Genomic DNA, 24,443 nt, shown 5'->3' on the forward strand with positions numbered 1-24,443 from the left:
CCAACCCCCTCGCATGGTGAGCGACGCGGCGGTGGCGACGGTGGTCGCGCTGGTAGTCACCGCGAGCTTCCCGTTCTACCTCTACGGCGCGTGGATAATCGTCGACGCCGAGGTCGTCACCTGGGACGTGCTCACCCACCACCTCCGGTTCATCGTCGTCGGACTCCTGCTGACGACGGTGCCGGTCCTCGGCTGGATGCTCCCCCGCTTCGTCTCACAGCTCGGCGGCCTCGCGGCGGTCCACGCCTTCCTCGGACTGCAGGCGTACGCGATGCTCGTGTTCGCGCTCACCGGCATCGTCCGCATCTTCCAGGTCAAGCGCACCCACGACATGTACGACGCGCCCGACCGCGACGTCGACATCGACGAACTACACGAGGACATGTCCTCGTGGCGCTGGCGGCTCCGCGCCGGCGTCGCGGGCTACGTCGTCTTCTGGCTCCTGGCGTGGGTGCTGGGGATCGGCCGCTACGTCATCAAGTACGTCGCGTTCTGAACGCCGCGAGGACCTAGCGCTCGTCCCACGGCTCGCCGCTGGCGAGGTCGACGTCGTTGTCGAGCTTCGACGACGGACAGAGGTCCTCAAGCACGCAGTCGCCGCAGTCGGGGTTGCGCGCGGTGCAGGTCTCGCGGCCGTGGCTGATGAACAGGTGCGTGTACTGCTGCCAGTCCTTTTCGGGGACGACGGACATCAGGTCCTGCTCCATGGCCTTCGGGCGTTCCTCCTCCGTGATGGCGAGGCGTCGCGAGATGCGCTGGACGTGGGTGTCGACGACGATGCCCTCCACCACGTCGTGACCGTGCTGGAGGACGACGTTCGCCGTCTTGCGCCCGACGCCTTTCAACTCGGTCAGTTCGTCCATCGTGTCCGGGACCTCGCCGTCGTGCTCCTCCAGCATGGTCCGGGCGGAGCTGACGATGTAGTCGGCCTTGCTGTTGTGGTAGGTGATGGAGCCGATGTCCTCCGATAGCTCGTCCACGTCTGCGTTCGCGTAGTCCTCGACCGTCTCGTACTTCTCGAAGAGGTCCGCCGTCTCCTCGTTGACGCGTTCGTCCGTGCACTGCGCCGAGAGCACGACCGCGATGAGCAGTTCGAGCCGGGTCGAGAAGTTCAGCGAGATGGTCGAGTCGGGGTACGCCTCGTAGAGCCTGTCGAGCACTTCAGCTACCTGTTCCTCGCGTGGTTCGCGCGGTTCGCCCATACCCGCGTGGTTGGCAACCGCGGATTTGAGTGGTTCGGTCTCCGAAGCGCGCCGACCGGACGAAGCGGCGACGTCGACGCTGGTGGGCGAGAGACGAGAAAATCGAGAAGAGCGACGGGAGTAGTCCTGCGCCGGTCAGGCGAACAGCGCCGCCGCGGCGGCGAACGCCTCCTTGGTGGCGGGACCGAACATCGGCAGCAGCGCCACCGTCATGATGGCGGCGGCGACGATGGCGGCGTAGAGTCCGACCGGGCGGCTCTCCATCTCGAACTCGCCCGACGGGTCCTCTATCCACATCGCCTTCACGACGCGGCTGTAGTAGAACAGCGACAGCGCGCTGTTGGCCGCGCCGAGGGCGGCGAGCCACCAGAAGCCGGCACCGACCGCGCCCGCGAAGAGGACGTACTTGCTCATGAAGCCCGCGAACGGCGGCAGGCCGGCGAGGCTGAACATGAACGCCGTCATGGCGACGCAGGCGACGGGCGCCTGCTTGGCCAGACCGTTGTAGTCCTCGAAGGTGCGGCCGAGTTCCCAGTGCTCGACCAGGCCGATGAACAGGAACGCGCCCGTGTTCATGAAGCCGTAGACGAGCAGGTGGACCATCGCACCGCCCATCACCCACTCGTTGTTCGCGTTCGGGCCGTACAGCGCCGCCAGCCCGATGAGTGCGTAGCCCGCGTGCCCGATGGACGAGTACGCCAGCATGCGCTTGACCTTGTCCTGGGTCGCGGCGGCGAGGTTACCGAGCGTCATCGTCACGACCGCGAGTATCTGGAACACCAGCACCCAGTCGACCGTCGCGGCGACGGCCTCGAAGGGGAACGCGGTGGTGAACACGCGGAACATGACGGCGAACCCGGCGGCCTTCGAGGCCGACGAGAGGAACGCCGAGATGGGCGCGGGTGCGCCCTCGTACGCCTCGGGCGCCCAGAAGTGGAACGGCACCGAGGCGGTCTTGAACGCGAACCCGCCGAGCACCATCAGCACGCCGACGCCGAGCACGCCCGAGACGCCGTCCCAGCCGCTGCCGGCGAGCACCGACGCCACCTGGGACAGCCGCAGCGACCCGGTGACGCCGTAGACGAGGCTGATGCCGTAGGCGAAGATGGCCGACGACAGCGCGCCGATGAGGAAGTACTTCAGACCCGCCTCGACGCTACCGCGGTTCTGCTTGAGGATGGCGACCAGCGCGTACGACGGCAGGCTGGCGAGTTCGAGGCTGACGAACACGACGGCGAGGCTGTTGGCGCTCGCCATCAGCGTCATGCCCGTCGCGGCCAGCACGACCAGCGCGTAGTACTCCGCCTGATAGGAGTGGTCACGCAGGTAGTCGTAGCTCGCCACCGTCACCAGCGCGGTGACGCTGGTGAAGATGAGCACGAAGAACAGGCTCATCGTGTCGACGACCAGCGCGCCGTTGTACAGCGTGATGGCCTCCTCGCCCGTGCCGGCGCTGAGGAACCAGCCGGTGATGCCGAGCGCGACGACCGACCCGACGGTCGCGATGCCGGACAGCAGCCCCCGGTTCGTCGAGTCGGGCGAGATGCTGTCCACGACGAACAGCAGCATGGCGGTCAGGCCGAGGACGAGCGTGGGCGCTATCGCGGACCACGTCGGCCACTGGAACGCCATCAGTGACCACCTCCCGTCGCCGCGGCCTGGGCAACGGTGGGGATGTCACGGACCGCGTCCTGGATCATCGTGTAGAAGATGTTCGGGTCGACCCCGAGCAGGATGACCAGCAGGACGAGCACCACGAGAGGCGCGACGTCGTGGAACGCCGCGCGGCCGACCTCGTAGTCGGTCTCGACCTCGAACGGCCCGAACAGCGTCTGCTGCATCGCCATCAGCAGGTAGCCGGCGACGATGACGATGCCGAACATCGCTATCGCCGTGATGATGGCGAGACCGTTCGTCCCCAGCACGGTGCCGGCGAGCACGGTCGACTCGAACGCGCCGACGAAGATGAAGAACTCCGCGGCGAAACCGGCCATCAGCGGCAGACCCATGTAGCCGAACGCGCCCGCGACGAACACCGCGACGGTGATGGGCATCCGGTCGGCGAGCCCGGACATGTCCGAGACCATCCGGGTGTGGGTCGTGTTGTAGATGACGCCGACCGCCATGAACATCAGACCCGAGATGAGCCCGTGGGCGACCATCTGGAAGGTCGCACCGCCGACGCCGTACATCGTGTACGCGACGAGTCCGAGGATGACGTACCCCATCGAGGACACCGAGGAGTACGCGACGATGCGCTTGAGGTCCGTCTGGGCGAGCGCCAGCATCGCGCCGTAGATGACGCTCACGACGGCGAACAGGGCGATGAGCAGCGCGTAGTCGCGCGCCACGCCCGGTAGCATCGTGAAGTTGAACCGCAACAGCGCGTACGTCCCCATCTTCAGCAGGACGCCGGCCAGCATGATGGAGACCGGCGTCGGGGCCTCGACGTGGGCGTCCGGCAGCCACGTGTGGAACGGGACGACCGGGACCTTCACCGCGAACCCGAGGAACATGGCGAAGAACGCCAGTACCTTCAGGGTGTTCGCGCCCACGCCGGCGAACCCTGTCATGCCGCCGTCGTTGAGCGCCTGGGCGATGGCCGGCATGTCCATCGACGTCACCGAGTCGCCCAGTCCGAACACGAGCGCGATGAACCCGATGAACATCACCAGCGAGGCGACGTTCGTGTACACGAAGAACTTGATCGCCGCGTACTTGCGGCGCGGGCCGCCCCAGACGCCGATGAGCAGGTACATCGGCACCAGGACCATCTCCCAGAAGACGAACCAGACGAAGAAGTCGAGCGCCGCGAAGACGCCGAGCAGGCTCGTCTCCATGAACAGCATCAGGCCGTAGAACTGGCTCTGGCGCTCGTCGATGGGCGTCCACGCCGCCAGGATAGCGAGCGGGGTGAGCACCGTCGTCAGTACGAGCAGCGGCATGCTGATGCCGTCGAGGCCGACGTGCCAGTTCAGCGAGTACGGCCCGAGTGCGAGCCAGTTGGCGTTCGTCTCGAAGGCGAGGCTACCGCCCAGCAGGGCGTTGCCCTCCGCGCCGGTCGAGCCGAACCGACTGTACATCCAGATGCTCCCGGCCGTCGGGAGCAGGCTCAGCGCGAACGCGAGCTTCCCCGCGACCCGATTGGGGGCGACGAAGACGACGAACGCGCTGACCAGCGTAGTCGCGATTAGCGCTTCGATCCACATTTCAGAACCAACCTCCCGTGAAGCCGATGACGACGAGCAGGACGACGAAGCTCAACGCGAGCAGGAGGGCGTAGTTCGTCACGACGCCGCTCTGGACGCGCTTGACGCGACTCCCACCGAAGAGGCTCACGCTGGAGACGCCGTTGACGACGCCGTCGATGACGCCCTGGTCGAACTTGTCGGCGGCCCGCGCGAGCGGGAGCGTGACGCCCTCGGCCAGCCAGACCTGGTACTCGTCCTGGTAGTAGTTGTTGAACAGTACGGTCTTCGCGCTGCCGAGCTTGTCCGTGTGCGGCTCGGGCGAGTCCTCGTTGTAGAGCGCCCACGCCAGTCCGGCGCCCGCCAGCGCGAGGGCGAGGCTCACCGCGCCCGGCACGAGCGGCGACACGTTCTCCGCCGCCTCGTAGCCGGCGACCTCGGAGAGCAGGTCGCCGTAGTGGTGGGCGCTGGTCGCCTCCACCGGACCGTTGAGCCACGCGTGGAGGTACTCGATGTGCGCGCCGGTCAGCTCCGCGACCGGCACCATGTTGACGAACCCGGCTGTCGCCGCGAGGATACCGAGCACGACGAGCGGTCCCTTCACGTTCCAGCGGACGCCGTGGGGGTCACGAGCGGTGTCGGTCCGGGGTTCGCCGTGGAAGGTGAGGAACACCATCCGGAACGTGTAGAACCCGGTGAAGAACACCGCGAGCAGCCCCATGGCGTACGCCGCGAGCAGAATCTCGTTCTCCATGCCGTGGACGAGCGCCTCGTACAGCACCTCGTCCTTCGACCAGAAGCCCGCGAACGGGACGATGCCCGCCAGGGCGAGCGACCCCGAGAGGAAGGTGTAGTACGTCACCTTCATGTGGTTCTTCAGGCCGCCCATGTCCCACATGTCCTCGTTGTGGTGCATGGCGATGATGACGGACCCGGCACCGAGGAACAGCAGGGCCTTGAAGAACGCGTGGGTCATCAGGTGGAAGGTCGCCGCGACGTAGCCGCCGGCGCCCAGCCCGAGCATCATGTACCCGTACTGGGAGATGGTCGAGTACGCCAGCACCTGCTTTATCTCGTCCTTGACGACGCCCATCGTCGCCGCGAACAGCGCGGTGAATCCGCCGACGAACGCGATGATGGCGAGCACCGTCGGCAGCAGGGCGTAGAACCCGTACATCCGGGCGACGAGGTAGACGCCGGCCGCGACCATCGTCGCAGCGTGGATGAGCGCGGAGACGGGGGTCGGACCCTCCATCGCGTCGGGCAGCCACGTGTGCAGCGGGAACTGCGCCGACTTGCCGATGACGCCGCCCAGCACGAGCAGTCCGAGCACGGCGAACCACGCCTGCGGGTCCAGACCGAAGAACGTGGTCACCTCGCCCGCACCGCCCTCGGCGAGCGCCTGCTCGGCCGCGTGGACGAACGAGTTGTCGCCGACGAAGGTCGCCGTACCGAACGTGGCGAACACGCCGACGACGCCGATGAGGAAGAAGTAGTCACCGAAGCGGGTGACGAGGAACGCCTTCTTCGCCGCGCTCGGCGGCGCCGGCTCGCGGAACCAGAATCCGATGAGCAGGTACGAGCACAGCCCGACCAGCTCGAAGAACATGAACGCCATCAGCAGGTTGTCGGCGAACACGAACGCGAGCATGCTGAAGCTGAACAGGCCGAGCCCGGCGTAGTACCGCGGCAGCCCTATCTCGTCCTCGTCGTTCATGTAACCGAGACTGAAGATGTGGACGAGGAACGAGACGAGCGAGACGATGACGAGCATCATCGCCGACAGCGGGTCGACGAAGACGCCGAAGTGCAGGTCGAAGGTGCCGTTACCGACGACCCACGTGATCTGTCGGTGGTACGTCTGGCCGCCCGCGACCGTCAGGGCCGCCCACCCCGACAGCAGGAGCGACCCGCCCATAGCGATGATACCGGGCAGCGCCCCGCCCTTCGGGAGCATCTTCCTGGCGAACTCGCCGCCGAAGAGCGCGATCAGGAACGATACGAACGGCAGCAGTGCGATAACCGGAACCAGTTCGAATGCAGTTGCCGCCATTGTTACCACCTCATCGTTGTCGCCTGGGTCACGTCGACGTCCTTGAAGTTACGATACAGCACGAGGATGATGCCGATACCCACTGCGACCTCGGCTGCGGCCAGCGCCAGCGTGAACAGGCTGAACGTCTGGCCGGTGACGTTGCCGTGGTAGTGGGAGAACGCGACGAGGTTGATGTTCGCGGCGTTCAGCATCAGCTCGACGCTGATGAGGAACATCAGCGCGTTTTCGCGCGTGAGGATACCGAACAGTCCGATACAGAACACGGCCGCCGAGAGCAGCAGGTAGTTCTCGACCGGAACCGCCATCACTCGTCACCTCCGTCGGTCGTCGTCTCGTCCGGTTCGCCGCCGTCAGTGCGGAGCGGCGTCATGATTGCGCCGGCCTCCTCGCGACGCGCCAGCATCACGGCCGCCGCCAGCGCAGCGACGAGCACCAGGTCGATTATCTCGAACGCGACGAGGAACCCCTCGCTCTCGACGATCTGTTCCCCGCCGATGCCGAACAGGTTGAACATCGCGTAGCCGATGCTGGCGGTGATGTTCGCGCCGTTCGGGAACCCGGTCGCGTCACCGAAGGACGCGCCGAGGAACACGACGGCGAAAACGACGAACAGCGCCACGGCGACGACGCCGCGGAGCATGGTCGACGGACTCCGTAGCCGCGGACGCGAGGTCATGCGTTGGTCACCTCCTCTGTACTACTCTGTTGACGTGTGAGCATCACTGCGAACGTGATGAGTACCAGCACGCCGCCGACGTACACCAGAATCTGCATCGCCGCGACGAACTCCGCCTGTAACATCACGTAGTGGACGGCGAAGCTCAGCAGCGACACGCCGAGCAGCAGCGCGGAGTGCCACACGTCCCGCACCAGGACAGCGCCCAGACTGCTCGCTACCGTTACCAGGGCGAACAGACCAAACGCAATCATCTCGTATGCCATTTCAGTCACCTTGTTGATTCGTAGAAACGCCCTTTCAACATTTCGAGACGGGCGTGATTACTGATAGTCGACCTCGCCTTCGCCTTCGCCGATCCACGCACCGCGGTCGGGCTCTCGCGATTCGAGCGGGTCGATGTCCTTGTACCACGGTACGTTCTTCAGCTGTTCCTTGTTGTACACCAGTTCGTCCCGGGTGTCGCCCGTGAACTCGAAGTTCTGGGTGAGCAGGATGGCGTCGACGGGACAGACCTCCTCGCACAGTCGGCAGTAGATACACTGTCCGATGTGGAGGTTGTACTGCTCGCCGTTGCGCTGGTCGTCCTGAACGATCTGAATCGTGTCGTTCGGACAGACGTTCTCGCACTGGCGACACCAGATGCAGCGCTCCTGGCTGAACTTGTGGACCCCGCGGAACCGCGGGCTTACTTCGGGTGCCACGTCCGGATACTCGACCGTGAACGTGGACCCGTCCAGTGCGTGCTTCATCGTTGTTGCCATTGATTTCAGGACTCCGATCATTAGAGCATCACCCCTACGATGACGGCCGTGAGGACGAGATTGGCGAAGCTAAGGACGAGCATGCCCTTCCAGCCTATCTCGATGAGCTGGTCGATGCGGAGGCGCGGCACGGCCGACCGCGCCCACTGCGTGAACAGGAAGAACGCCCAGATCTTGATGACGAACCAGATGAAGCCCGGCAGTATCGGGCCGTCCGGACCGCCGAGGAAGACGGTTGCGATTATCGCACCGCCGAGGAAGATGTGCAGGAACTCGCCGAGGTAGAACAGGACGAAGTAGACGCTGGAGTACTCCGTCTGGTACCCGGCGACGATTTCCGTCGGCGCTTCCGGGATGTCGAACGGGTTACGTCCGATTTCCGCCAGGTTCGCCACCAGGAACAGCACGAACGCGAACGGGTTGACGAACGCGAACCAGGCCGGAATCGCCAGTCCGCCGATGTTGAGGAGCGTCTCCTGCTGCTGGGCGACGATCTGGCTCGTCTGGAGCGTCCCCGTGAAGATGACCACCGACGCTGCGGTGATGACGAGGGGAATCTCGTACGCGATGTTCTGTGCGACCGCCCGGAGCGCCCCGAGCATCGAGTACTTGTTGTTCGACGCGTAGCCGCCCATCGTCACGCCGAGCGTCGCGATGGACGCCACCGCGAACACGTACGCGAGCCCCGTCTCGGGGTCGGCCAGTTGCACGTTGACGCCGAAGATAGAGCCCATCGGGATGACGGCGAACCCGAGCAGCGCCGACCCGGCCATCACGACCGGTGCGGCGTCGAACGCCGGGCGGTCAGCGCCGTCGGGGATGATGAGCTCCTTGCTCAGCAGGCGGACGGCGTCGGCGACGATGATGAGCAGGCCGAACGGACCGACCCGGTTGACCGCGATGCGGTCCGTGAACGACGCCGTTATCTTCCGTTTGGCCCACGGTCCGGCGACGCCCGTCATCGCCAGCATGATATTGCCGATGATGAACGCGCCGAGGAACGCCGCTACCAGTTCCTGCCACGCGGCCATCTGGCTGCCGAACAGCCACTGGCCGATGGTCTCGGGGAGCATCTTCTTGCCGCCGCCCTGCTGAAGCGGTAGGAGGACGTTCATCGGTCGACCTCCCCGAGAATCACGTCGAGGCTACCGAGCGTGGCGACGAGGTCCGGAATGTACTCGCCGTTGGACATCTCGTGGAGCGCCGAGAGGTTACAGAAGCACGGACTCCGGATCTTGAACCGCGCCGGTTTGTCGGTCCCGTCGGCGCGGATGTAGATGCCGAGTTCGCCCTTCGCACCCTCGACCGCCCGGTACACCTCGGTGTCCGCGTCCGGCTTGAGCGTGCGCGGCACGTTGGCCTGTATCTCGCGTTCCTCTTCGGGCCAGTCTTCGAGCAGGTCGACGCACTGCTCGATGATCTTCGCGGACTCCTCGACCTCGCGCATGCGCACGAGCAGTCGCGAGAAGTTGTCGCAGCCGTCCTCGGTGACGACGTTCCAGTCGAGTTCGTCGTAGTAGCCGTAGGAGTCGTCGCGGCGCAGGTCGTAGTCGATGCCCGACGCCCGGGCGACGGGACCCGTCGCGCCGTACTGCTTGGCGGTCTCGGGTTCGAGGATGCCCGTGCCGACCGTCCGGGTCTGGAATATCTCGTTGCTGGTGATGAGGTCGTGGTACTCCTCGAGTGCTCCCGGCAGGTCGTCGAGGAAGTCCCGGACCTTCCCGAAGAACTCGTCGCGCGGTTCGGGAATGTCCCAGACGACCCCGCCCAGTCGGAAGTAGTTGAACATCATCCGCTGGCCGGTGAGGTCTTCGAGGATGTTCTGGGCCTTCTCGCGGTCCCGCATCGCGTACATGAAGATGGCCGTGAAGTCGCCGTACACGTCGAGACAGAACGTCCCGAGCGCGAGCATGTGCGACGCGATGCGACAGATCTCCGCACCCATCGTGCGGATTATCTGGGCGTACTCCGGTACGTCGATGTCCGCGAGGTCCTCCGCGACGCGAGCGTAGGCCCACTCGTTGAGCAGGCCCGCCGACGCGTAGTCCCAGCGGTCCGGGTACGGCATGATCTGGTGCCGGTAGGTCCCGTTCTGGGCCATCTGCTCCTCGCAACGGTGGAGGTAGCCGATGTCCGGCTCCACGTCGGCGACCTGCTCGCCGTCGAGGGTCGTCTTGAGGTGGAGCACCCCGTGGGTCGCGGGGTGGTGCGGACCGATGTTGAGGAACATCGTGTCCGACTCCTCGTCGTGGTGGCTCCCCTGAAGCGGGTTCTGGTGCTCCTGGAGGGGGACGAGCTGGGGCCGGTCCTGGTCGTAGTTCGAACTCATCGGGTGGCCCTGCCACGTCTCGGGCAGGAGGATGCGCCGCAGGTCCGGGTGGCCCTCGTACTCGACGCCGACGAGGTCGTACGCCTCGCGCTCCTGCCAGTCGGCGGTGCGGTAGACCGGTTCCGCCGTCTCGCTGACCGGGTCCTCCCTCGACGTCGGGACGACGACGCTCACTTCCTGCGTGCGGTCGTCGTACTTCGTGAGGTGGTAGATGCTCTCGTAGCGGTCCTCGTAGTCCTGTGCGGTGACCATCGAGAGGTGGTCGAACCCGGCCTCGTCGCGCAGCGTGAACAGCGCGTCCTGCACCTCGTCGGGCCGGACGACGAACGCCGGCGCGTTCTTGTGGTCCTCGCGGCCGATAGCCAGGTCGCCGAGCAGGTCCGCGAGCGCCTCCGCGTCGGTCCCCTCGACCGTTCCGGAGATCTCTTCCTGCTTGCTCATGGCGAATCAGCCCAGTTGTAGCGCATGATGAGCGTCTCCTCGTCGATCTGGTCGGCGAGTTTCTCGACCATCTCGTCCTGTTCGAGGTCGCCGAACTGCTCCAGTTCGTACGGTTTGACCGTCACGGGGCTCGTCTCGCCGTTGGCGATGCGCTCCTGAAGCTTGACGACGCCGTACACGAGCGCCTCGGGGCGAGGCGGACAGCCCGGCACGTGGATGTCGACCGGGATGATCTCTTCCGCGCCCTTGACGACGTTGTACCCTTCCTGGAAGGGTCCGCCGCTGATGGAGCACGAGCCCATGTTGACGACGAACTTCGGCTCGGGCATCTGGTCGTAGACGCGCTTCATGCGCGGGCCGAACTTCGAGACGATGGTCCCCGGGACGATCATCACGTCGGCCTGGCGCGGCGACGCCCGCGGCACTCCCGACCCGAAGCGGTCGAGGTCGTGTTTGACCGCGTAGGTGTGCATCATCTCGATGCTACAGCAGGCGATACCGAACTGCAGCATGAACATCGACGACCCCCGGACCCAGTTCATGAACTTGTCGAACTTCGTGAGGATGAACGGCGACGATCCGAACGCCTCCCGAAGCTTCGAGTTGAACCGGTTGTCGGTTCCCCCACCCATTCGGGCCTCGCGGGTCTTCGTCTGTGCGTCTGTACTCGATTGTATGTACTCGCGTGGCTCGTTGCTCATTGTTCCACTCTCCGTTGCCGATCACGGGGGGTGCGAACCCACCGTACTGCGCCGTTGCGCCAGGCCCACACGAGCCCGACGACGAGAACGCCGACGAACACCAGCATCGGGACGAGCGCCTTCCACAGTCCGACCCCGCTGTCGAGGGCGGACTGGTAGATGACGGTCCAGGGGAAGATGAGGACCGTCTCGATGTCGAAGACGACGAACAGCAACGCCACCATGTAGTACTGGATGTTGAAGCGGATACGCGTCGTCCCCGTTGGGACCTCGCCGCTCTCGTACACGGCCGTCTTTCCTTTTTCGGGCACAGTTGGCCTGAGGAGGCTCGAAACCGCCATCATCCCGAACGGAATGAGGAGCCCCACCAGTGCCAGCGCGCCAATGGCTACCCATGGATTCATACCGGAGTCTCCTAGCAGCGGTGTTTTGTGAGCGCACCCCTATAAGCGTTGATTCTTGCGATTCATCGGTTTCAGCCCCGCTCGTGGGTAGATACGACAATCGACGCTTTCTCTCGCGTAACGCTACATTTCCGGCGAGCGACTCGACGGGACGAGCGCTCGGACGGTCGCAAAAAAGACCGAGACGCCGGCGATTACTCTCGGTCCCGAAACGCCGGCGTGCCGCGTTCGTGTAACTCCCGAGAGACGTCCCCGACGCTCTCCTGGAGGTCGTCGTGGTACGCGACGAGTCGCTCCCGGAGATCGTCGTGTTCGCGAGCGAGAATCTGGGCCGCCGACAACGCGGCGTTGAACGACTTGCCGGCGTCCACCGCGACGATGGGGGCGCCGGTCGGCATCCCCACGACGGAGGGCAGCGACTTCTCCTGGACGGGCACGCCGACGACGGGCACCGGGTAGGCGAGCGACGCGGTCATGTTCGGCAGGTCGGCCGACTTGCCGCCGGCCCCGGCGATTATCACGTCCAGTCCTCGCGCTTCCGCCGTCTCGGCGTACGCGTACATCAGTTCGGGCGTCCGGTGAGCCGAGACGACGTACGTCTCGAAGGTGAACCGCGCCTCGGGCGGGTCCTCGTAGTCCGTGACCTCCTCGAAGCCGAGTTCCGTGAGGGCGTCGTACGCGCCCGGCGACGCGTCGGTGCCGGCCATCACGTCGAGGTCCGAGTCGCTGCCCATGATTACCCCCACGTCGGGGGTCGTCTCGGGCGAGCGGTCGCGCTCCGCCTCGGCTTCGAACTGTTCGATCAGGTCCTGGACTGAGTCTGCTGTGGTCATGTGTTACGGTCAGCGGAAGGTCAGCGCGTCGGTGCAGTCGCGGGCTTCGGCCAGCAGGTCGCTGGCGGACGGTTCGCCGACGAGGGTGACGTGGCCCATCTTCCGGAGCGGCCGCACCTCGTCTTTGCCGTACCAGTGGAGATTCGCGCCGCGCGTGGCGAGCACCTCGTCGACCCCGGCCAGTTCCGCGGGGCGGGGCTCCTCGACGTCGCCCAGCACGTTCGACATCGCCACCGGGCCGCGGAGGTCGGTCGCTCCCAGGGGGTAGCCCAGCACGCCGCGGACGTGCTGTTCGAACTGCGAGGTGAGCGCCCCCTCGATGGTGAAGTGGCCGGAGTTGTGCGGCCGGGGCGCTATCTCGTTGACGAGGATTTCGTCGCTCCGGGACGCCTGCGGCGTCTCGCCCGTCTCGAACAGTTCGATACCGTACACGCCCCGCCCCGACATCGCGTCCAGCACGTCCCGGGCGACCGCCTCGGCACGTTCGAGGGTGTCCTCGGAGGTGCGCGCCGGGACGACCGTCTCCCGGAGTATCTCTTCCTCGTGGACGTTCTCGCCGACGGGGAACGTCGCCACCTCGTCGTCGCCCTTCACGGCGATGACCGACAGTTCGCGTTCGAACGGGACGAACGCCTCGACCATCAGGTCGCCCGACACGGCAGCGAGCGCGTCGTCGACGTCCTCGGCGCTCTCGACGGGGACGTTCCCCCGGCCGTCGTAGCCGCCGCGCCGGGCCTTCAGCATCATCGGGTAGCCGAGTTCCTCGCCCGCCGCGAGCAGGTCCTCCCGGTCCTCGACGGGCCGGAACTCCGGCACCGGAACGCCCCGCTCTCGCAGGCGGCGCTTCTGTACCAGCTTGTCCTGTATCGTCCGGAGCGTGGCCGGGTCGGGGTGGACAGGGACGCCGCGTTCCTCGCCGACCCGCTCCAGCAGGTCGGGGTCGGCGAGCTCTATCTCGAACGTCAGCGCGTCCGAGCGCGCCGCCAGTTCGTCGAGGGCGTCGGCGTCGTCGAAGTCGCCGACTATCTGCTCGCGGACGACGGGTGCTGCCGGACAGTCCGGAGTCGGGTCCAGCACGACCAGTTCGACGCCGAGCGGGGACGCGGCCTCGGCCAGCATCCGGCCGAGCTGTCCGCCCCCGACGACGCCGAGCGTCGGCGGTTCGCCGAGCGTGCGCATCGTACCCCGCAGTTATCGTCGCCCCTGCATAAGATTTGCCAACTTCCTCGACCGATATACACGTTCTCGCACATCAGAGGGGTCGGGACGGCTCACGCCGAGTCGCTTCTCGCCTCCCGGAGCGCGCGCTTCTCGATGAAGACGGTCGTCTCGCTCCCCCAGAGCGTGAGTTCCTCGTCGTACGCCCGGTAGCCCTCCAGGCGGGCCGAGACGAGGTCTCTCTTCGACGAGCGCGTGATGACGACGGGCGGCAGGTCGCCCTCCAGGTCCTGCTGGTCCATCGTGCTCTCGACCTCCGCGTCGGCGAGTTCCGTGTACCAGGGCAGCGGCAGACGGTTGTACCAGCCGCTCGCGGCCGGGATGCGGTCGTTGTCGCCCTCGTCGCGCACGTAGAAGATGTAATCGCCGTTCTCGTTTACGTGCCCGTAGTAGAGCACGTCGGTCCCCTCGTTCGTCCGGGCGACGGCCTGCATCTTCTCCAGGGTCGGGCGGATGCCGTCCGCGGGCTGGCCGAACTGGACGATGTGGTTGTCCGTCTGCTCGCCCAGCGGCGGAGTCATCGTGTCGTCCTGCGGGTGGACGTACACCGCGCCGACCATGGGGACCGCTATCTGCCACGCGACGACGAGGACGACGACGCCGGCCGCGAGCGTCGCGCTCGAATCGTCGTGCTCGTACGCCTCCCGTCCCCAGCGGTACAGCAGGCCCGCGCCGACCGCCGCCGGGATGGCGAGTGGCGCGACGGCGTGGACCGTCGCCCACGGGGCCTGGATGTCCGTCGCGAGGGGGTAGCCGAGGACGCCGACCGCACCCCAGTAGAAGGCGAAGGAGACGAGGTCCCGCGGGCGCTCGTCGACGTAGCGCGCGGCCACGAAGCCGACCACGGCGAACGCGACCAGCGGGAGCGCGCCCTGTTCGAGCACCGTCACGTAGTGTTCGAAGTACGGAAGGTACGGGTGACCCTGGCTGCCGAGCCACGTGTTCGTGAACTCGTTCCACGACCCGAGGGTCGCTTCCCCGACGACCGCCGGCCAGAGCGTCGGGTCCGTGACCGCGTCGACGATGCCGGTGCCCGGACCGGGTCTGCGCGGCGCGTAGAAGTAGACGACGATGGCGAAGAACTCGACGAGCGCGACCAGGAGGTGGGGCGCCCACGACGCCAGACTACGCCCGAGGTCCCCGAGCGCGTCCGCGAGCACGCCGGTCCACTCGCGCTCCTCGTTGCGCGCGAGGAAGAGGCGGTGGTCGAGCAGGAGGACGGCCGCGCCGAGCCACGACAGCAGGTACAGCAGGACGTTCTCCTTCGTCGTGAACGCCAGCGCGAGCGACGCGGTCCCGGCGTAGAGATACAGCGGTCGCCCGGTCGCGTGCGCGCGAAGGAAGAATCCGAGGGCGAACAGCGCGAACGCGGCGAGCAGCACGTCGTTGCGCATGAACCGGGAGTAGTACAGCAGGATGGGGTTGACGGCGAACAGGAGGCCGAGCGCGACCATCTCCGAATCCCGGAGGTGGTCGCGGTACAGCCACGCCGCGAGCGGGAGCAGGCCGGTGACGACCGCGACCGGGAGGCGAGCCACGAAGTCGCTCGCGCCGAACAGTTCGAAGAGGACGCGGTTCACGATGCCGAAGAAGGGACCGTGGATGCCGGCGCTGTACTCCCAGAACCCGTTCTCCTGGTAGCGAAGAATCCAGTAGCCGACGCGAGCCTCGTCCCAGTGGGCGACCCGGTCGCCCAGTTCGAACAGGCGCAACGCGAGCGCCAGGACGGTGACCGCGACCACTCCCAGCGCGGTCCCGTCGCGGCGCCGCAGGCCCGCACGGAGCGATTCGGGGCGTTGGCTCGAACTCATCGGTTCTCTCAAGAAGTCAAGGGGATACAAGCTTTCCGGAGACCGACGGGAGGAGCCGTACTTGCGGAGAGCGGTAGTTCTTTTACCCGCGCTGGCCTCCCGCCACACATGGTATCCCTCGGACTCGTCGTCGCGGAGTTCAACGCGCCGATAACGGAGGAGATGGAGGAGTCGGCCCGCGAAGCGGCCGAGGACCGCGGCGCGAACGTGGTCGAGACGCTGCACGTGCCCGGTGCGTACGACACGCCGCTGGCCGCCGACCGCCTCGCTCGCCGCCCGGACGTCGAGGCGGTAGCGGTCGTCGGGACCATCGTCACCGGCGACACGGACCACGACCAGGTCATCGGCCACGCCGCCGCGGCGAAACTCAGCGACGTGAGCCTCGACCGGGACACGCCGGTCGCGCTCGGTATCACGGGACCGGGGATGTCAGCCGAAGAAGCGCGCGAACGCACCGACTACGGCGCGCGCGCCGTCGAAAGTGCAGTCGATCTCGCGGAGGAACTCTGATATGGACTTCTCACAGCGCATTCAGCGAGTCGAACCGAGCGCGACGCTCGCCATCAGCAGCCTCGCCTCGCAGCTCGAAAGCGAGGGGAAAGACGTGGTGGACCTGAGCGTCGGCGAACCGGACTTCCCGACCCCCGACAACGTCGTCGAAGCCGGGAAAGAAGCGATGGACGCCGGACACACTGGCTACACGCCCTCGAAGGGCGTCCCCGAACTCCGGGCGGCCATCGCCGAGAAGCTGCAGGACGACGGTCTCGACTACGAGGCCGACAACGTCGTCGTCACGCCCGGCGCGAAACAGGCCCTCTACGAGGCGGTCCAGTCCACGGTGGACGACGGCGACGAGGTCGTCCTGCTCGACCCGGCGTGGGTGTCCTACGAGGCGATGGTGAAACTCGCCGGGGGCGACCTGAACCGGGTCGACCTCGCGCCCCACGATTTCCAGCTCGAACCCGCGCTCGACGACCTCGGCGAGGCCGTCTCCGACGACACCGAACTGCTCGTCGTCAACTCGCCGAACAATCCGACCGGCGCGGTGTACTCGGACGCCGCGCTCGAAGGGGTGCGCGACATCGCGGTCGACCACGACGTGACAGTCATCAGCGACGAGATATACGAGCGCATCACGTACGGCGTCGACCCGACGAGTCTCGCCACCTTCGACGGCATGCGCGAGCGCACCATCACCGTCAACGGCTTCTCGAAGGCGTACTCGATGACGGGCTGGCGGCTCGGCTACCTCGCCGCGCCCGAGGAACTCGTCTCGCAGGCGTCGAAGCTCCACTCCCACTCGGTCTCCTCGGCGACGAACTTCGTCCAGCGCGCCGGCATCGAGGCGCTCGGGGGCACCGAGGCCGCGGTCGGCGAGATGGTCGAGGCGTTCCACGAGCGCCGCGACCGGCTGGCCGCCCTCCTCGAGGAGCACGACGTGGACGTGCGGATGCCCGACGGCGCGTTCTACATGATGTTGCCCGTCGCCGACGACGACCAGCAGTGGTGCGAGGACGTCCTCGAACAGGCCCACGTCGCCACGGTCCCGGGAAGCGCCTTCGGCGCGCCGGGGTACGCCCGGATGTCCTACGCCAACAGCGTCGAGCGCATCGAGGAGGCCGTCCGGCGACTGGCCGACGAAGGCTTCCTGTAGCGACCGCCCCTCGTTTTCCGACACCGTCACCGCGCGAACGCACAGCGCGACGGCTCCGTCCGGAGGCGTCGTCCGGCCGTCGACGCAGCGCCGGCGACCGCCGTCGCCGGACCGTTCGGCCGACGAGACCGCATCGGAGACCCGGAACGGCCGTCGAAGGGTGTCTTTCTTAACTGTTCGTCTCGTACGAACGACCATGACAGGCGTACGGATCGCAGGCGTCGGTCTCACGCACTTCGGGGAGCATCCCGAGCGGACGGGACGGGACCTCTTCGCGGAGGCCAGCGCGACGGCGTTCGACGACGCCGGCGTGGACCGGGACGACGTCGACTCGCTGTACTACGGGAACTTCATGGGTGAACTGTCGGAACACCAGGGCCATCAGGGGCCGCTGATGGCGGAGGCCGCCGGGATTCGAGCGCCGGCGACGCGCTACGAGAGCGCCTGCGCCTCCAGCGGCGCGGCGGTCCGGCAGGCCGTGAAGGACCTGCGCAACGGCGAGGAGGACGTGGTGCTCGTCGGCGGCGCGGAGCGGATGAACAACCTCGGCACCGCGGGAACGACGGAGGCCCTCGCCATCGCCGCCGACGACCTCTACGAGGTCCGCGCCGGGATGACGTTTCCCGGGGCGTACGCGCTGATGGCCCGGGCGTACTTCGAGCGGTACGGCGGCAGCCACGAGGACCTCGCGCACGTCGCGGTGAAGAACCACGAGCACGCGCTGCCGAACGAGTTCGCGCAGTACCAGCGCGAGATAACCGTCGAGGAGGCGCTCGACGCGCCGACCGTCGCCGACCCGCTGAGCCTCTACGACGCCTGCCCCATCACGGACGGGGCGAGCGCGGCCGTCCTCGTCAGCGAGGACTACGCCGACGAACACGACGTGGACGCGCCGGTCGCGGTGACGGGCACCGGGCAGGGCGGCGACCGGATGGCGCTCCAGGGCCGGGAGTACCTGGCGCGCACCCCCGCCGCAGAGCGGGCCGCGGAGGAGGCGTACGCCGACGCCGGCGTGGACGCGACGGACCTGGACCTGGCTGAGGTCCACGACTGCTTCACCATCGCCGAGGTGCTCGCGCTCGAAGCGCTGGACTTCTACGCGCCCGGCGAGGCCGTCGGCGCGGCGCGCCGGGGCGAGACCACCCGGGACGGCGACCTTCCGGTCAACCTCTCCGGCGGCCTCAAGGCGAAGGGTCACCCCGTCGGCGCGACGGGGACCAGCCAGGTGGTCGAGATGACCCGGCTCCTCCGGGGCGACCACCCCAACAGCGACGCCGTGCCGGACGCCGACCGCGGCGTCACCCACAACGCGGGCGGCACCGTGGCGAGCACGACCGTTCACGTCCTGGAGGTGAGCCGATGAGCAACATCGAAGCCCCCGACGTGCGCGACGAGGGGTACGACGACTGGCTCGACGCCGTCGATGCGGGCGAGGGGTTCTACCTCGAGTGCGAGAACGGCCACGGGTCGCTGCCGCCGCGGCGGGTCTGTCCGCGCTGCGGCGCGACCGACCTCGAAGAGACCCCGCTGCCCGACGCGGGCGAGATAGAGACGTTCACCGAGATAGCGGTCGCGCCACCGTCGTTCGTGGAGGACACGCCGTACGTCACGGCGGTCGCGGACTTCGGTCCGGTTCGCCTGACGGGGCTGGTCCGGCGCGCGGACGGCGCGGACCTCGACGGCGAAGACGTCGCCGTCGGGATGGCCGTCTCGGCGGCGGTCGGCGAGTCGGAGACGACCGGCGAGCGCGCGCTCGTGCTCGAACCGCGGTAACGGACTACTGCTCTTCTATCGGCGTCAGTTCGTCGAACAGCACGTCGAGGAACGGGCCGGGGTGTTCGGCGTGGGGGAGCAGTCGCGCTTCGTCGAAGACGACGAGGCGGGTGTCCCCGCGGTCGGCCAGTTCCTGCCCCTCCTCGAGCGGCGTCACCTTCGCGTCGCGACCCCAGACGAGCGTCACCGGGACGTCGACCGCCGCGAGTTCCTCCCCGAGGTCAGCGTCGGGGTCGAGATACCCCGAGACGAACGACGCGGGCGCGAACCGCGCGCCTGTCTGGTGGGCGGTCTGCCACTGGTAGGCGACGTCGCGTTCGGTGTACGACGCCTCGCGGAAGTAGCCGTCGCGCTCGTTGAACCGCCGGATGGAGCGCTTGCTCGCCAGCGCGTTGAAGAGCGCGGTACCGACCAGCGGCGACCGCAGCAGCGCGCGCAGCCACGCCCGGCGCTCGCCCGTGTCCGCCGTCGGACAGATGAGTTCGAGTCGCGAGAAGACGTCCCGCTGGCGCTGGGCGAGCGTCGCGTACGCGCCCGACAGCGAGGAGGCGACGCAGATGGCGTCGTCGGTGTGTTCGGCCGCGAACTCGGCCACGAAGTCGACGTACAGCGCCGCGGTGTAGTTCACCGGCGGACGCGAGGAGAGCCCGAACCCGGGCAAGTCCGGTGCGACGACGTGGTAGGTCTGTGCGAGCTGTCGGAACACCTGGTCGAACTCCTTGGTCGAGGCGGCGGCGTGGACGCCGTGCAGCAGGAGGACGTCCTGGTCCTCGGGGTCGCCGGCCTCCGTGTACGCGACGTCGAATCCTCGCCAGCGGTACGTCCCCTGATACCCCTCCAGCGCCGGTTCGAGCGGGTCGGCGCGCCAGGAGAGTGTCCGGTTCGCGAGTGCAGCAGCGCCGGCCCCACCGGCCGCGGCGGTCACGAGTTTGCGAAGCCTCATACGTGAACAAGATACGTCACCGGATTTAGCCGTTGTGCCACATCTCGTACCGTCCGGGACGAGGCGAGAACGTGACGTCGCTACGACCGCTTCTCGTCGACGCACTCTCGCAGGGGAGCGAGCACGTCGTCGGCGACGGCGTAGGGGTCGGTCTCGCGGGCCACCACGGCCTCGACGAGTTCCGCCACGCCGCCGTGGTCCTCGATTTCGCCCTCGACGAGGTTGCTCAGGTCCTCGCGCAGCAGGGTGCGAATCTCCTCGGCGTACCGGGTCCGGGCCTTCGCTTCGAGCATCCCCGTCGCTTCGAGGTGGTCGCGGTGCGCTTCGAGCACGTCGAGGAACGCGTCGACGCCCTCCCCGTCCTTGGCGACCGTCTCGACGACCCGGGGCTTCCAGTCGTACTCCTCGACGCCGGCGACGTCGCCCGGAAACTCCAGGTTCGCGCCGTAGTCGTCGCGCATCTCTATCATCTCGGTGAGTTCCTGGACGGTGCGGTCGGCCCCCTTGAGGTCGGCCTTGTTGACGGCGAACACGTCGCCTATCTCCAGGATGCCCGCCTTCAGCATCTGGACGTTGTCGCCACTCTCGGGCGGCACGAGGACGGCGACCGTGTCGGCGGTCCTGACCACGTCTATCTCGTTCTGGCCCGCCCCGACCGTCTCGATGATGACCTTGTCCTTGCCGAAGGCGTCGAGCGCCTTCACGGCGTCCGTGGTCGCGGTCGAGAGGCCGCCGAGGCTGCCGCGGGCGCTCATCGACCGGAAGAACACCTCCATGTCGCCGACGTTGCTCGCCATCCGGATGCGGTCGCCCAGCACCGCACCGCCCGTGAACGGGGAGGAGGGGTCGACCGCGATGACGCCAACGGTGAGGCCCTGCTCGCGGTAGCGAGTGGCCATCTTGTCGACGAGCGTGGACTTGCCGGCGCCGGGACTACCCGTGATACCGATGACGTCCGCGTCGCCGGTGTGGGCGTGCAGTGCGGAGACGAGGTCGCGGTAGCCAGGGTCGCGGTTCTCGATCTTCGTGATGACGCGGGCGAGCGCCCGGTGTTTACCGGCGAGGAGTTCGTCGACGAGGTCCGTCTGCTCCGCGCTCATCGCTCGGGTGCGTTCTCACGGACGAACTCGATGGTCTCCTCCATCGGCGTGCCGGGACCGAACACCTCGGCGACGCCCATCTCCTTCAGTTCCTCCTTGTCGTCGTCGGGGATGACGCCGCCGACGAGGAGGAGGGTGTCCTCGAACGCGTCGTACTCTTTCAGGCCGTCGATGACCTTCGGTACGAGCGTGTTGTGCGCGCCGGAGAGAATGGAGATGCCGAGGACGTTGACGTCCTCCTGGACCGCGGCCTGCACTATCTCGTCGGGCGCGTTGTGAAGTCCGGAGTAGATGACCTCGAAGCCCGCGTCCCGGAACGCCCGCGCGATGACGTGGGCTCCCCGGTCGTGGCCGTCGAGTCCGACCTTGGCGACGAGGCATCGAATCGACTGCTGCTGTTCCTGGTCTGCGCTCATACCACCTACTTCCGCCCGTTCGGCTTTCACTTTAACGGAAGTACATTTGAAATTCCGTTTGTCATAACCCAACTCCGGTTGTTGAACTTGTCGGGAACGCCGCGCTCAGATGCCCTTGCCCATCAGGTGGCTGCGGAGCACGTCGTCGTCCTTGTTGCCCGCTCCGGTGTTCAGGAGGACGACGGTGTCGTCCTCGTCGAACTCCCCCTGCCGGGAGAGTTCCCACGCGCCGCTGGCGGCCGCCGCGCAGGTCGCGCCCATCTCGACGCCCTCGTTCTGCGCGACCGCGACCGCCGAGTCGAGGATGTCCTCGTCGCTGGTCGCGACCGCGCCGCCGTCGCTCTCGCGGAGCGCGTCCAGGATCAGCGGACTCGCGCCGGGGTCGGGAATCTCGATGCCGCCGCAGATGGTGTCGGGCGTCTCCCACGTCTCGTGGACCTCGCGGCCCTCCTCGAACGCCTCGACGATGGGCGCACAGCCCTCCGCCTGGGCGGCGTACATCGACGGCAGTTCGTCGGTCAGTCCGAGGTCGCGGAACTCCTTCGCGGCCTTGTGCATCCCGACGAGGCCGACCCCGCCGCCGGTCGGGTAGACCACCGCGTCCGGGACCTCCCAGCCCTCCTGTTCGACGAGTTCGTACAGCATCGTCTTCTTGCCCTCGTGGCGGTACGGCGTCACGAACGTCTTCACCGAGTACCAGTCGTCGTTGTCCGCCATCGCGTCCTGGTAGGCCGCCCCGGCGTCGCCGATGCGTCCCTCGACGACGCGCATGTCGCCGCCGTGGACGTTCACCATCGCCTTGTTCGTGAACCCGGCGCGCGAGGGGAGGAAGACGTGCGAGTCCAGCCCTGCCCGCGCGGCGTACGCGGCCGCGGCCTGTCCCGCGTTGCCCGCCGAGTTGAGCGCCACGTCGGTCGCGCCGTGCTGGACCGCCGCCGTCACCGCCGCGGTCTGGCCGCGGTCCTTGAACGTCCCCGTCGGGTTGCGCCCCTCGTCCTTGACGAGCACGCGCCCGACGCCCATCTCCTCGGCGAGGGACGGACAGTCGACGAGCGCGGTCGCGCCCTCGTCCATCGACACCGCCGCGTCGCGGGGGAACGGGAGCAGTTCCTCGTAGCGCCACATCGAGTCGAAGCGGCGCGATTCGAGCTCCGACCGGGAGAGGTCGATGGCGTCGTAGTCGTAGTCCGGGTCGAGGATACCGTCGCAGTCGGGACAGCGGTGGGTCGCCGTCTCCGCGTCGAACGTCTCGCCGCAGTCCACGCAGGTGAGGCCGATGAAGGCGTCCGTCGTCTCCATGGGCGCACCTTCTGCCGGCGGGGACTAATCGTTGTCCATCGGTCCCGGCGCTCCCGTCGAACGCCATCGTCGGACCGACACGGCGCGGGTCACCGAGACCGGCGTCTGACGAACGTTTATAAGTCGTTGCTAGGGAGTCCCAGTCGGTACTATGGCAAACGCGATTCGACGGATGGCCGAGAGCAGTTCCAGAGTGGTGGAGCGCTACCTCCCGGACGCCTTCCTGTTCGCGATACTGTTGACGTTCGTGGCGTACGGGCTGGCGTTCACGTTCGTCCAGCCCCAGCAGGGGTATCTGACCCACGCCCGGGGGCTCGTGCTCGACGGCTGGTACGGCGGGTTCTGGGGACTGCTCACGTTCGCGATGCAGATGACGCTCATCCTGATGACGGGGTACGCCCTCGCCCAGACCGACCTCGTCGACAGCGTCCTCTCGCGACTCGCAGCGGTCCCGTCGACCGAGCGCAGGGCGGCCGCGTTCGTCCCCGTGGTCGCCGCTGCCGCCTCGTTCGTCCACTGGGGCCTGGGGCTGGTCGTCGGGGCCATATTCGCCCGCAAGGTGGCCGAGGAGATGCGGAGCATCGACTTCCCAATCGTCGTCGCCGGAGCGTACTCCGGGTTCGTCGTCTGGCACGGCGGCCTCGCCGGGTCCATCCCGCTCGTGATGAACTCCAGCGCGGAGAACGGCAACTTCCTCATAGCACGCGGCGTGCTGGACGCGACCATCCCGACGGGCCAGACCATCTTCACGGTCGCCAACCTCGCTCTCGTCGCGGTCGTCGGCTTCCTCTTTCTCCCCGCGCTCTACCTGCTGATGTACCCCGACGACGAGCGCAAGAAGACGACCATCGACCCCGAAACGCTGGACGACGCCCAGGCCGACGGTGGCGAACCCGCGGCCGTGACCGCGCCGTCCGAGCACGCGACGATGGCCGACCGAATCGAACACTCCGCCGCCGTCGCGTGGGCCATCGGTCTCTCCGGCGTCGTCGCCGTCCTGCTGTACTTCGCCGTTCCGCTCGTCGACGACGGCGTCATGCCGTGGAACAACCTCGGGCTGAACGTCGTCAACTTCGCGTTCCTCTTCCTCGGGCTCTTGCTCCACGGAACGCCGGCGGCCTACGTCGAGGCGATGAAAGAGGCCGTCGAGAACGTCTGGGGCATCATCCTCCAGTTCCCCTTCTACGCCGGCATCATGGGCGTGATGAGCTACGCGCCGGAGGGGTCGACCAGCCTCGCGACCCAGATAGCCCAGGGCATGGTCGCGGTGGCTCCCGACGGAGCGCTGCCCGCCATCGCCTTCCTGACGGCAGGGCTCGTCAACTTCTTCGTCCCGAGCGGCGGCGGCGAGTGGGCGGTCGTCGGCGAGACGCTCGTGAAAGCCGCCAAGGCCGGCGGCGCGAGCGTTCCCCGCATCGCCGTGGCCGCCGCCTGGGGCGACGCGTGGACGAACATGATACAGCCGTTCTGGGCCATCCCGTTGCTGGCCATCAGCGGCCTCTCCGTCCGGGACATCATGGGGTACTGCGTGATGGTGTTGCTCGGCAGCGGCGCGATAATCCTCGTCGGCATCACGGTCCTGCCCATGTGACCCGCCGAACGAGATAAGGTCGTTCGCACCGTCGAAGATGATAG

At 67.3% G+C, this 24,443-nt stretch carries 25 protein-coding genes; 6 read left to right on the top strand and 19 right to left on the bottom strand.

All coding sequences use genetic code 11. The features are described from left to right. The first annotated feature begins 13 nt into the window (after positions 1-13). Positions 14-496: a DUF7321 family protein gene (locus ACTF4R_RS15890; protein WP_440008841.1), complete on the top strand. Its 483-nt coding sequence runs from the start codon at positions 14-16 to the stop codon at positions 494-496. A 13-nt stretch (positions 497-509) separates the two neighbouring features. On the opposite strand, the gene nth is transcribed toward ACTF4R_RS15890, so the two are convergent. The 15 genes from nth to ACTF4R_RS15965 all read right to left on the bottom strand — a co-directional run bounded on the left by nth (position 510) and on the right by ACTF4R_RS15965 (position 15,623). Further along, positions 510-1,202 (bottom strand): endonuclease III, encoded by a 693-nt coding sequence (nth, locus tag ACTF4R_RS15895; RefSeq protein WP_440008842.1) that lies wholly within the window; start codon positions 1,200-1,202, stop codon positions 510-512. 135 nt (positions 1,203-1,337) lie between these two features. Beyond that, complete coding sequence (locus tag ACTF4R_RS15900; protein ID WP_440008843.1) at positions 1,338-2,834, bottom strand: NADH-quinone oxidoreductase subunit N; 1,497 nt, start codon at positions 2,832-2,834, stop codon at positions 1,338-1,340. After that, complete coding sequence (locus tag ACTF4R_RS15905) at positions 2,834-4,411, bottom strand: complex I subunit 4 family protein (RefSeq protein WP_440008844.1); 1,578 nt, start codon at positions 4,409-4,411, stop codon at positions 2,834-2,836. The genes ACTF4R_RS15900 and ACTF4R_RS15905 overlap by 1 nt, the downstream gene beginning before the upstream one ends. A gap of 1 nt (position 4,412) precedes the next feature. Next, positions 4,413-6,443 carry an NADH-quinone oxidoreductase subunit L gene (gene nuoL, locus ACTF4R_RS15910; protein WP_440008845.1) on the bottom strand — a complete coding sequence of 677 codons (2,031 nt, stop codon included), beginning with the start codon at positions 6,441-6,443 and terminating at the stop codon, positions 4,413-4,415. Positions 6,444-6,445: 2 nt separating this feature from the next. After that, positions 6,446-6,751 carry an NADH-quinone oxidoreductase subunit NuoK gene (gene nuoK, locus ACTF4R_RS15915; RefSeq protein ID WP_113277554.1) on the bottom strand — a complete coding sequence of 102 codons (306 nt, stop codon included), beginning with the start codon at positions 6,749-6,751 and terminating at the stop codon, positions 6,446-6,448. Continuing rightward, entirely contained in the window at positions 6,751-7,122 is a 372-nt protein-coding gene (locus tag ACTF4R_RS15920) for a proton-conducting membrane transporter (RefSeq protein WP_440008846.1), read from the bottom strand. The genes nuoK and ACTF4R_RS15920 overlap by 1 nt, the downstream gene beginning before the upstream one ends. Beyond that, positions 7,119-7,388: an NADH-quinone oxidoreductase subunit J gene (locus ACTF4R_RS15925; protein ID WP_113277556.1), complete on the bottom strand. Its 270-nt coding sequence runs from the start codon at positions 7,386-7,388 to the stop codon at positions 7,119-7,121. Before ACTF4R_RS15925 ends, ACTF4R_RS15920 begins: the two co-directional genes overlap by 4 nt. A 57-nt stretch (positions 7,389-7,445) precedes the next feature. Beyond that, positions 7,446-7,907 carry a NuoI/complex I 23 kDa subunit family protein gene (locus ACTF4R_RS15930; RefSeq protein ID WP_113277557.1) on the bottom strand — a complete coding sequence of 154 codons (462 nt, stop codon included), beginning with the start codon at positions 7,905-7,907 and terminating at the stop codon, positions 7,446-7,448. Continuing rightward, positions 7,907-8,959, bottom strand: coding sequence for a complex I subunit 1/NuoH family protein (locus ACTF4R_RS15935; protein WP_440008873.1), 1,053 nt, complete (start codon positions 8,957-8,959; stop codon positions 7,907-7,909). Before ACTF4R_RS15935 ends, ACTF4R_RS15930 begins: the two co-directional genes overlap by 1 nt. A gap of 38 nt (positions 8,960-8,997) precedes the next feature. Next, the gene (locus ACTF4R_RS15940; protein ID WP_440008847.1) at positions 8,998-10,656 is read right to left on the bottom strand and encodes an NADH-quinone oxidoreductase subunit D; all 1,659 of its coding nucleotides are present in this window, start codon (positions 10,654-10,656) and stop codon (positions 8,998-9,000) included. Continuing rightward, positions 10,653-11,357 carry an NADH-quinone oxidoreductase subunit B gene (locus ACTF4R_RS15945; protein ID WP_433627871.1) on the bottom strand — a complete coding sequence of 235 codons (705 nt, stop codon included), beginning with the start codon at positions 11,355-11,357 and terminating at the stop codon, positions 10,653-10,655. Before ACTF4R_RS15945 ends, ACTF4R_RS15940 begins: the two co-directional genes overlap by 4 nt. Beyond that, positions 11,354-11,761, bottom strand: coding sequence for an NADH-quinone oxidoreductase subunit A (locus tag ACTF4R_RS15950; protein ID WP_433627869.1), 408 nt, complete (start codon positions 11,759-11,761; stop codon positions 11,354-11,356). The genes ACTF4R_RS15945 and ACTF4R_RS15950 overlap by 4 nt, the downstream gene beginning before the upstream one ends. A 194-nt stretch (positions 11,762-11,955) precedes the next feature. Continuing rightward, on the bottom strand, positions 11,956-12,594 hold the full coding sequence (gene purE / locus ACTF4R_RS15955; protein ID WP_440008848.1) for a 5-(carboxyamino)imidazole ribonucleotide mutase: 639 nt from the start codon (positions 12,592-12,594) through the stop codon (positions 11,956-11,958). A gap of 9 nt (positions 12,595-12,603) precedes the next feature. Then, on the bottom strand, positions 12,604-13,773 hold the full coding sequence (locus ACTF4R_RS15960; protein WP_440008849.1) for a 5-(carboxyamino)imidazole ribonucleotide synthase: 1,170 nt from the start codon (positions 13,771-13,773) through the stop codon (positions 12,604-12,606). Positions 13,774-13,865: 92 nt separating this feature from the next. Continuing rightward, complete coding sequence (locus tag ACTF4R_RS15965; protein WP_440008850.1) at positions 13,866-15,623, bottom strand: flippase activity-associated protein Agl23; 1,758 nt, start codon at positions 15,621-15,623, stop codon at positions 13,866-13,868. A gap of 108 nt (positions 15,624-15,731) precedes the next feature. Between ACTF4R_RS15965 and ribH the strand changes: the two genes are divergently transcribed. The 4 genes from ribH to ACTF4R_RS15985 all read left to right on the top strand — a co-directional run bounded on the left by ribH (position 15,732) and on the right by ACTF4R_RS15985 (position 19,050). Beyond that, positions 15,732-16,133, top strand: coding sequence for a 6,7-dimethyl-8-ribityllumazine synthase (ribH, locus tag ACTF4R_RS15970; protein WP_113277565.1), 402 nt, complete (start codon positions 15,732-15,734; stop codon positions 16,131-16,133). Position 16,134: 1 nt separating this feature from the next. After that, complete coding sequence (locus ACTF4R_RS15975) at positions 16,135-17,277, top strand: pyridoxal phosphate-dependent aminotransferase (protein WP_440008851.1); 1,143 nt, start codon at positions 16,135-16,137, stop codon at positions 17,275-17,277. A 196-nt stretch (positions 17,278-17,473) separates the two neighbouring features. Further along, positions 17,474-18,640 carry a thiolase domain-containing protein gene (locus ACTF4R_RS15980; protein ID WP_113277567.1) on the top strand — a complete coding sequence of 389 codons (1,167 nt, stop codon included), beginning with the start codon at positions 17,474-17,476 and terminating at the stop codon, positions 18,638-18,640. Then, a complete protein-coding gene (locus ACTF4R_RS15985) occupies positions 18,637-19,050 on the top strand; it encodes a Zn-ribbon domain-containing OB-fold protein (RefSeq protein WP_440008852.1) in 414 nt (137 codons plus the stop codon). Before ACTF4R_RS15980 ends, ACTF4R_RS15985 begins: the two co-directional genes overlap by 4 nt. A 4-nt stretch (positions 19,051-19,054) precedes the next feature. On the opposite strand, the gene ACTF4R_RS15990 is transcribed toward ACTF4R_RS15985, so the two are convergent. The 4 genes from ACTF4R_RS15990 to ACTF4R_RS16005 all read right to left on the bottom strand — a co-directional run bounded on the left by ACTF4R_RS15990 (position 19,055) and on the right by ACTF4R_RS16005 (position 22,808). Further along, positions 19,055-19,993, bottom strand: a complete 939-nt coding sequence (locus ACTF4R_RS15990; protein WP_440008853.1) for an alpha/beta fold hydrolase — start codon at positions 19,991-19,993, stop codon at positions 19,055-19,057. An 80-nt stretch (positions 19,994-20,073) separates the two neighbouring features. Continuing rightward, on the bottom strand, positions 20,074-21,093 hold the full coding sequence (meaB, locus tag ACTF4R_RS15995) for a methylmalonyl Co-A mutase-associated GTPase MeaB (protein WP_440008854.1): 1,020 nt from the start codon (positions 21,091-21,093) through the stop codon (positions 20,074-20,076). Further along, positions 21,090-21,509 carry a cobalamin B12-binding domain-containing protein gene (locus ACTF4R_RS16000; protein ID WP_113277571.1) on the bottom strand — a complete coding sequence of 140 codons (420 nt, stop codon included), beginning with the start codon at positions 21,507-21,509 and terminating at the stop codon, positions 21,090-21,092. Before ACTF4R_RS16000 ends, meaB begins: the two co-directional genes overlap by 4 nt. Before the next feature lie 105 nt (positions 21,510-21,614). Further along, positions 21,615-22,808 carry a threonine synthase gene (locus ACTF4R_RS16005; protein ID WP_440008855.1) on the bottom strand — a complete coding sequence of 398 codons (1,194 nt, stop codon included), beginning with the start codon at positions 22,806-22,808 and terminating at the stop codon, positions 21,615-21,617. A gap of 151 nt (positions 22,809-22,959) precedes the next feature. Between ACTF4R_RS16005 and ACTF4R_RS16010 the strand changes: the two genes are divergently transcribed. Beyond that, positions 22,960-24,399, top strand: coding sequence for a short-chain fatty acid transporter (locus tag ACTF4R_RS16010; protein ID WP_440008856.1), 1,440 nt, complete (start codon positions 22,960-22,962; stop codon positions 24,397-24,399). Positions 24,400-24,443 lie beyond the last annotated feature (44 nt).

The organism is Halomicrococcus pelagicus, assembly GCF_051917725.1.
Classification (GTDB): domain Archaea; phylum Halobacteriota; class Halobacteria; order Halobacteriales; family Haladaptataceae; genus Halomicrococcus.

Bases quoted from the DNA above. Each gene is read 5' to 3' on its own strand.
- ACTF4R_RS15890 (WP_440008841.1), top strand. From the start codon at position 14: ATGGTGAGCGACGCGGCGGTGGCGACGGTGGTCGCGCTGGTAGTCACC.
- nth (WP_440008842.1), bottom strand. From the start codon at position 1,202: ATGGGCGAACCGCGCGAACCACGCGAGGAACAGGTAGCTGAAGTGCTC.
- ACTF4R_RS15900 (WP_440008843.1), bottom strand. From the start codon at position 2,834: ATGGCGTTCCAGTGGCCGACGTGGTCCGCGATAGCGCCCACGCTCGTC.
- ACTF4R_RS15905 (WP_440008844.1), bottom strand. From the start codon at position 4,411: ATGTGGATCGAAGCGCTAATCGCGACTACGCTGGTCAGCGCGTTCGTC.
- nuoL (WP_440008845.1), bottom strand. From the start codon at position 6,443: ATGGCGGCAACTGCATTCGAACTGGTTCCGGTTATCGCACTGCTGCCG.
- nuoK (WP_113277554.1), bottom strand. From the start codon at position 6,751: ATGGCGGTTCCGGTCGAGAACTACCTGCTGCTCTCGGCGGCCGTGTTC.
- ACTF4R_RS15920 (WP_440008846.1), bottom strand. From the start codon at position 7,122: ATGACCTCGCGTCCGCGGCTACGGAGTCCGTCGACCATGCTCCGCGGC.
- ACTF4R_RS15925 (WP_113277556.1), bottom strand. From the start codon at position 7,388: ATGGCATACGAGATGATTGCGTTTGGTCTGTTCGCCCTGGTAACGGTA.
- ACTF4R_RS15930 (WP_113277557.1), bottom strand. From the start codon at position 7,907: ATGATCGGAGTCCTGAAATCAATGGCAACAACGATGAAGCACGCACTG.
- ACTF4R_RS15935 (WP_440008873.1), bottom strand. From the start codon at position 8,959: ATGCTCCCCGAGACCATCGGCCAGTGGCTGTTCGGCAGCCAGATGGCC.
- ACTF4R_RS15940 (WP_440008847.1), bottom strand. From the start codon at position 10,656: ATGAGCAAGCAGGAAGAGATCTCCGGAACGGTCGAGGGGACCGACGCG.
- ACTF4R_RS15945 (WP_433627871.1), bottom strand. From the start codon at position 11,357: ATGAGCAACGAGCCACGCGAGTACATACAATCGAGTACAGACGCACAG.
- ACTF4R_RS15950 (WP_433627869.1), bottom strand. From the start codon at position 11,761: ATGAATCCATGGGTAGCCATTGGCGCGCTGGCACTGGTGGGGCTCCTC.
- purE (WP_440008848.1), bottom strand. From the start codon at position 12,594: ATGACCACAGCAGACTCAGTCCAGGACCTGATCGAACAGTTCGAAGCC.
- ACTF4R_RS15960 (WP_440008849.1), bottom strand. From the start codon at position 13,773: ATGCGCACGCTCGGCGAACCGCCGACGCTCGGCGTCGTCGGGGGCGGA.
- ACTF4R_RS15965 (WP_440008850.1), bottom strand. From the start codon at position 15,623: ATGAGTTCGAGCCAACGCCCCGAATCGCTCCGTGCGGGCCTGCGGCGC.
- ribH (WP_113277565.1), top strand. From the start codon at position 15,732: ATGGTATCCCTCGGACTCGTCGTCGCGGAGTTCAACGCGCCGATAACG.
- ACTF4R_RS15975 (WP_440008851.1), top strand. From the start codon at position 16,135: ATGGACTTCTCACAGCGCATTCAGCGAGTCGAACCGAGCGCGACGCTC.
- ACTF4R_RS15980 (WP_113277567.1), top strand. From the start codon at position 17,474: ATGACAGGCGTACGGATCGCAGGCGTCGGTCTCACGCACTTCGGGGAG.
- ACTF4R_RS15985 (WP_440008852.1), top strand. From the start codon at position 18,637: ATGAGCAACATCGAAGCCCCCGACGTGCGCGACGAGGGGTACGACGAC.
- ACTF4R_RS15990 (WP_440008853.1), bottom strand. From the start codon at position 19,993: ATGAGGCTTCGCAAACTCGTGACCGCCGCGGCCGGTGGGGCCGGCGCT.
- meaB (WP_440008854.1), bottom strand. From the start codon at position 21,093: ATGAGCGCGGAGCAGACGGACCTCGTCGACGAACTCCTCGCCGGTAAA.
- ACTF4R_RS16000 (WP_113277571.1), bottom strand. From the start codon at position 21,509: ATGAGCGCAGACCAGGAACAGCAGCAGTCGATTCGATGCCTCGTCGCC.
- ACTF4R_RS16005 (WP_440008855.1), bottom strand. From the start codon at position 22,808: ATGGAGACGACGGACGCCTTCATCGGCCTCACCTGCGTGGACTGCGGC.
- ACTF4R_RS16010 (WP_440008856.1), top strand. From the start codon at position 22,960: ATGGCAAACGCGATTCGACGGATGGCCGAGAGCAGTTCCAGAGTGGTG.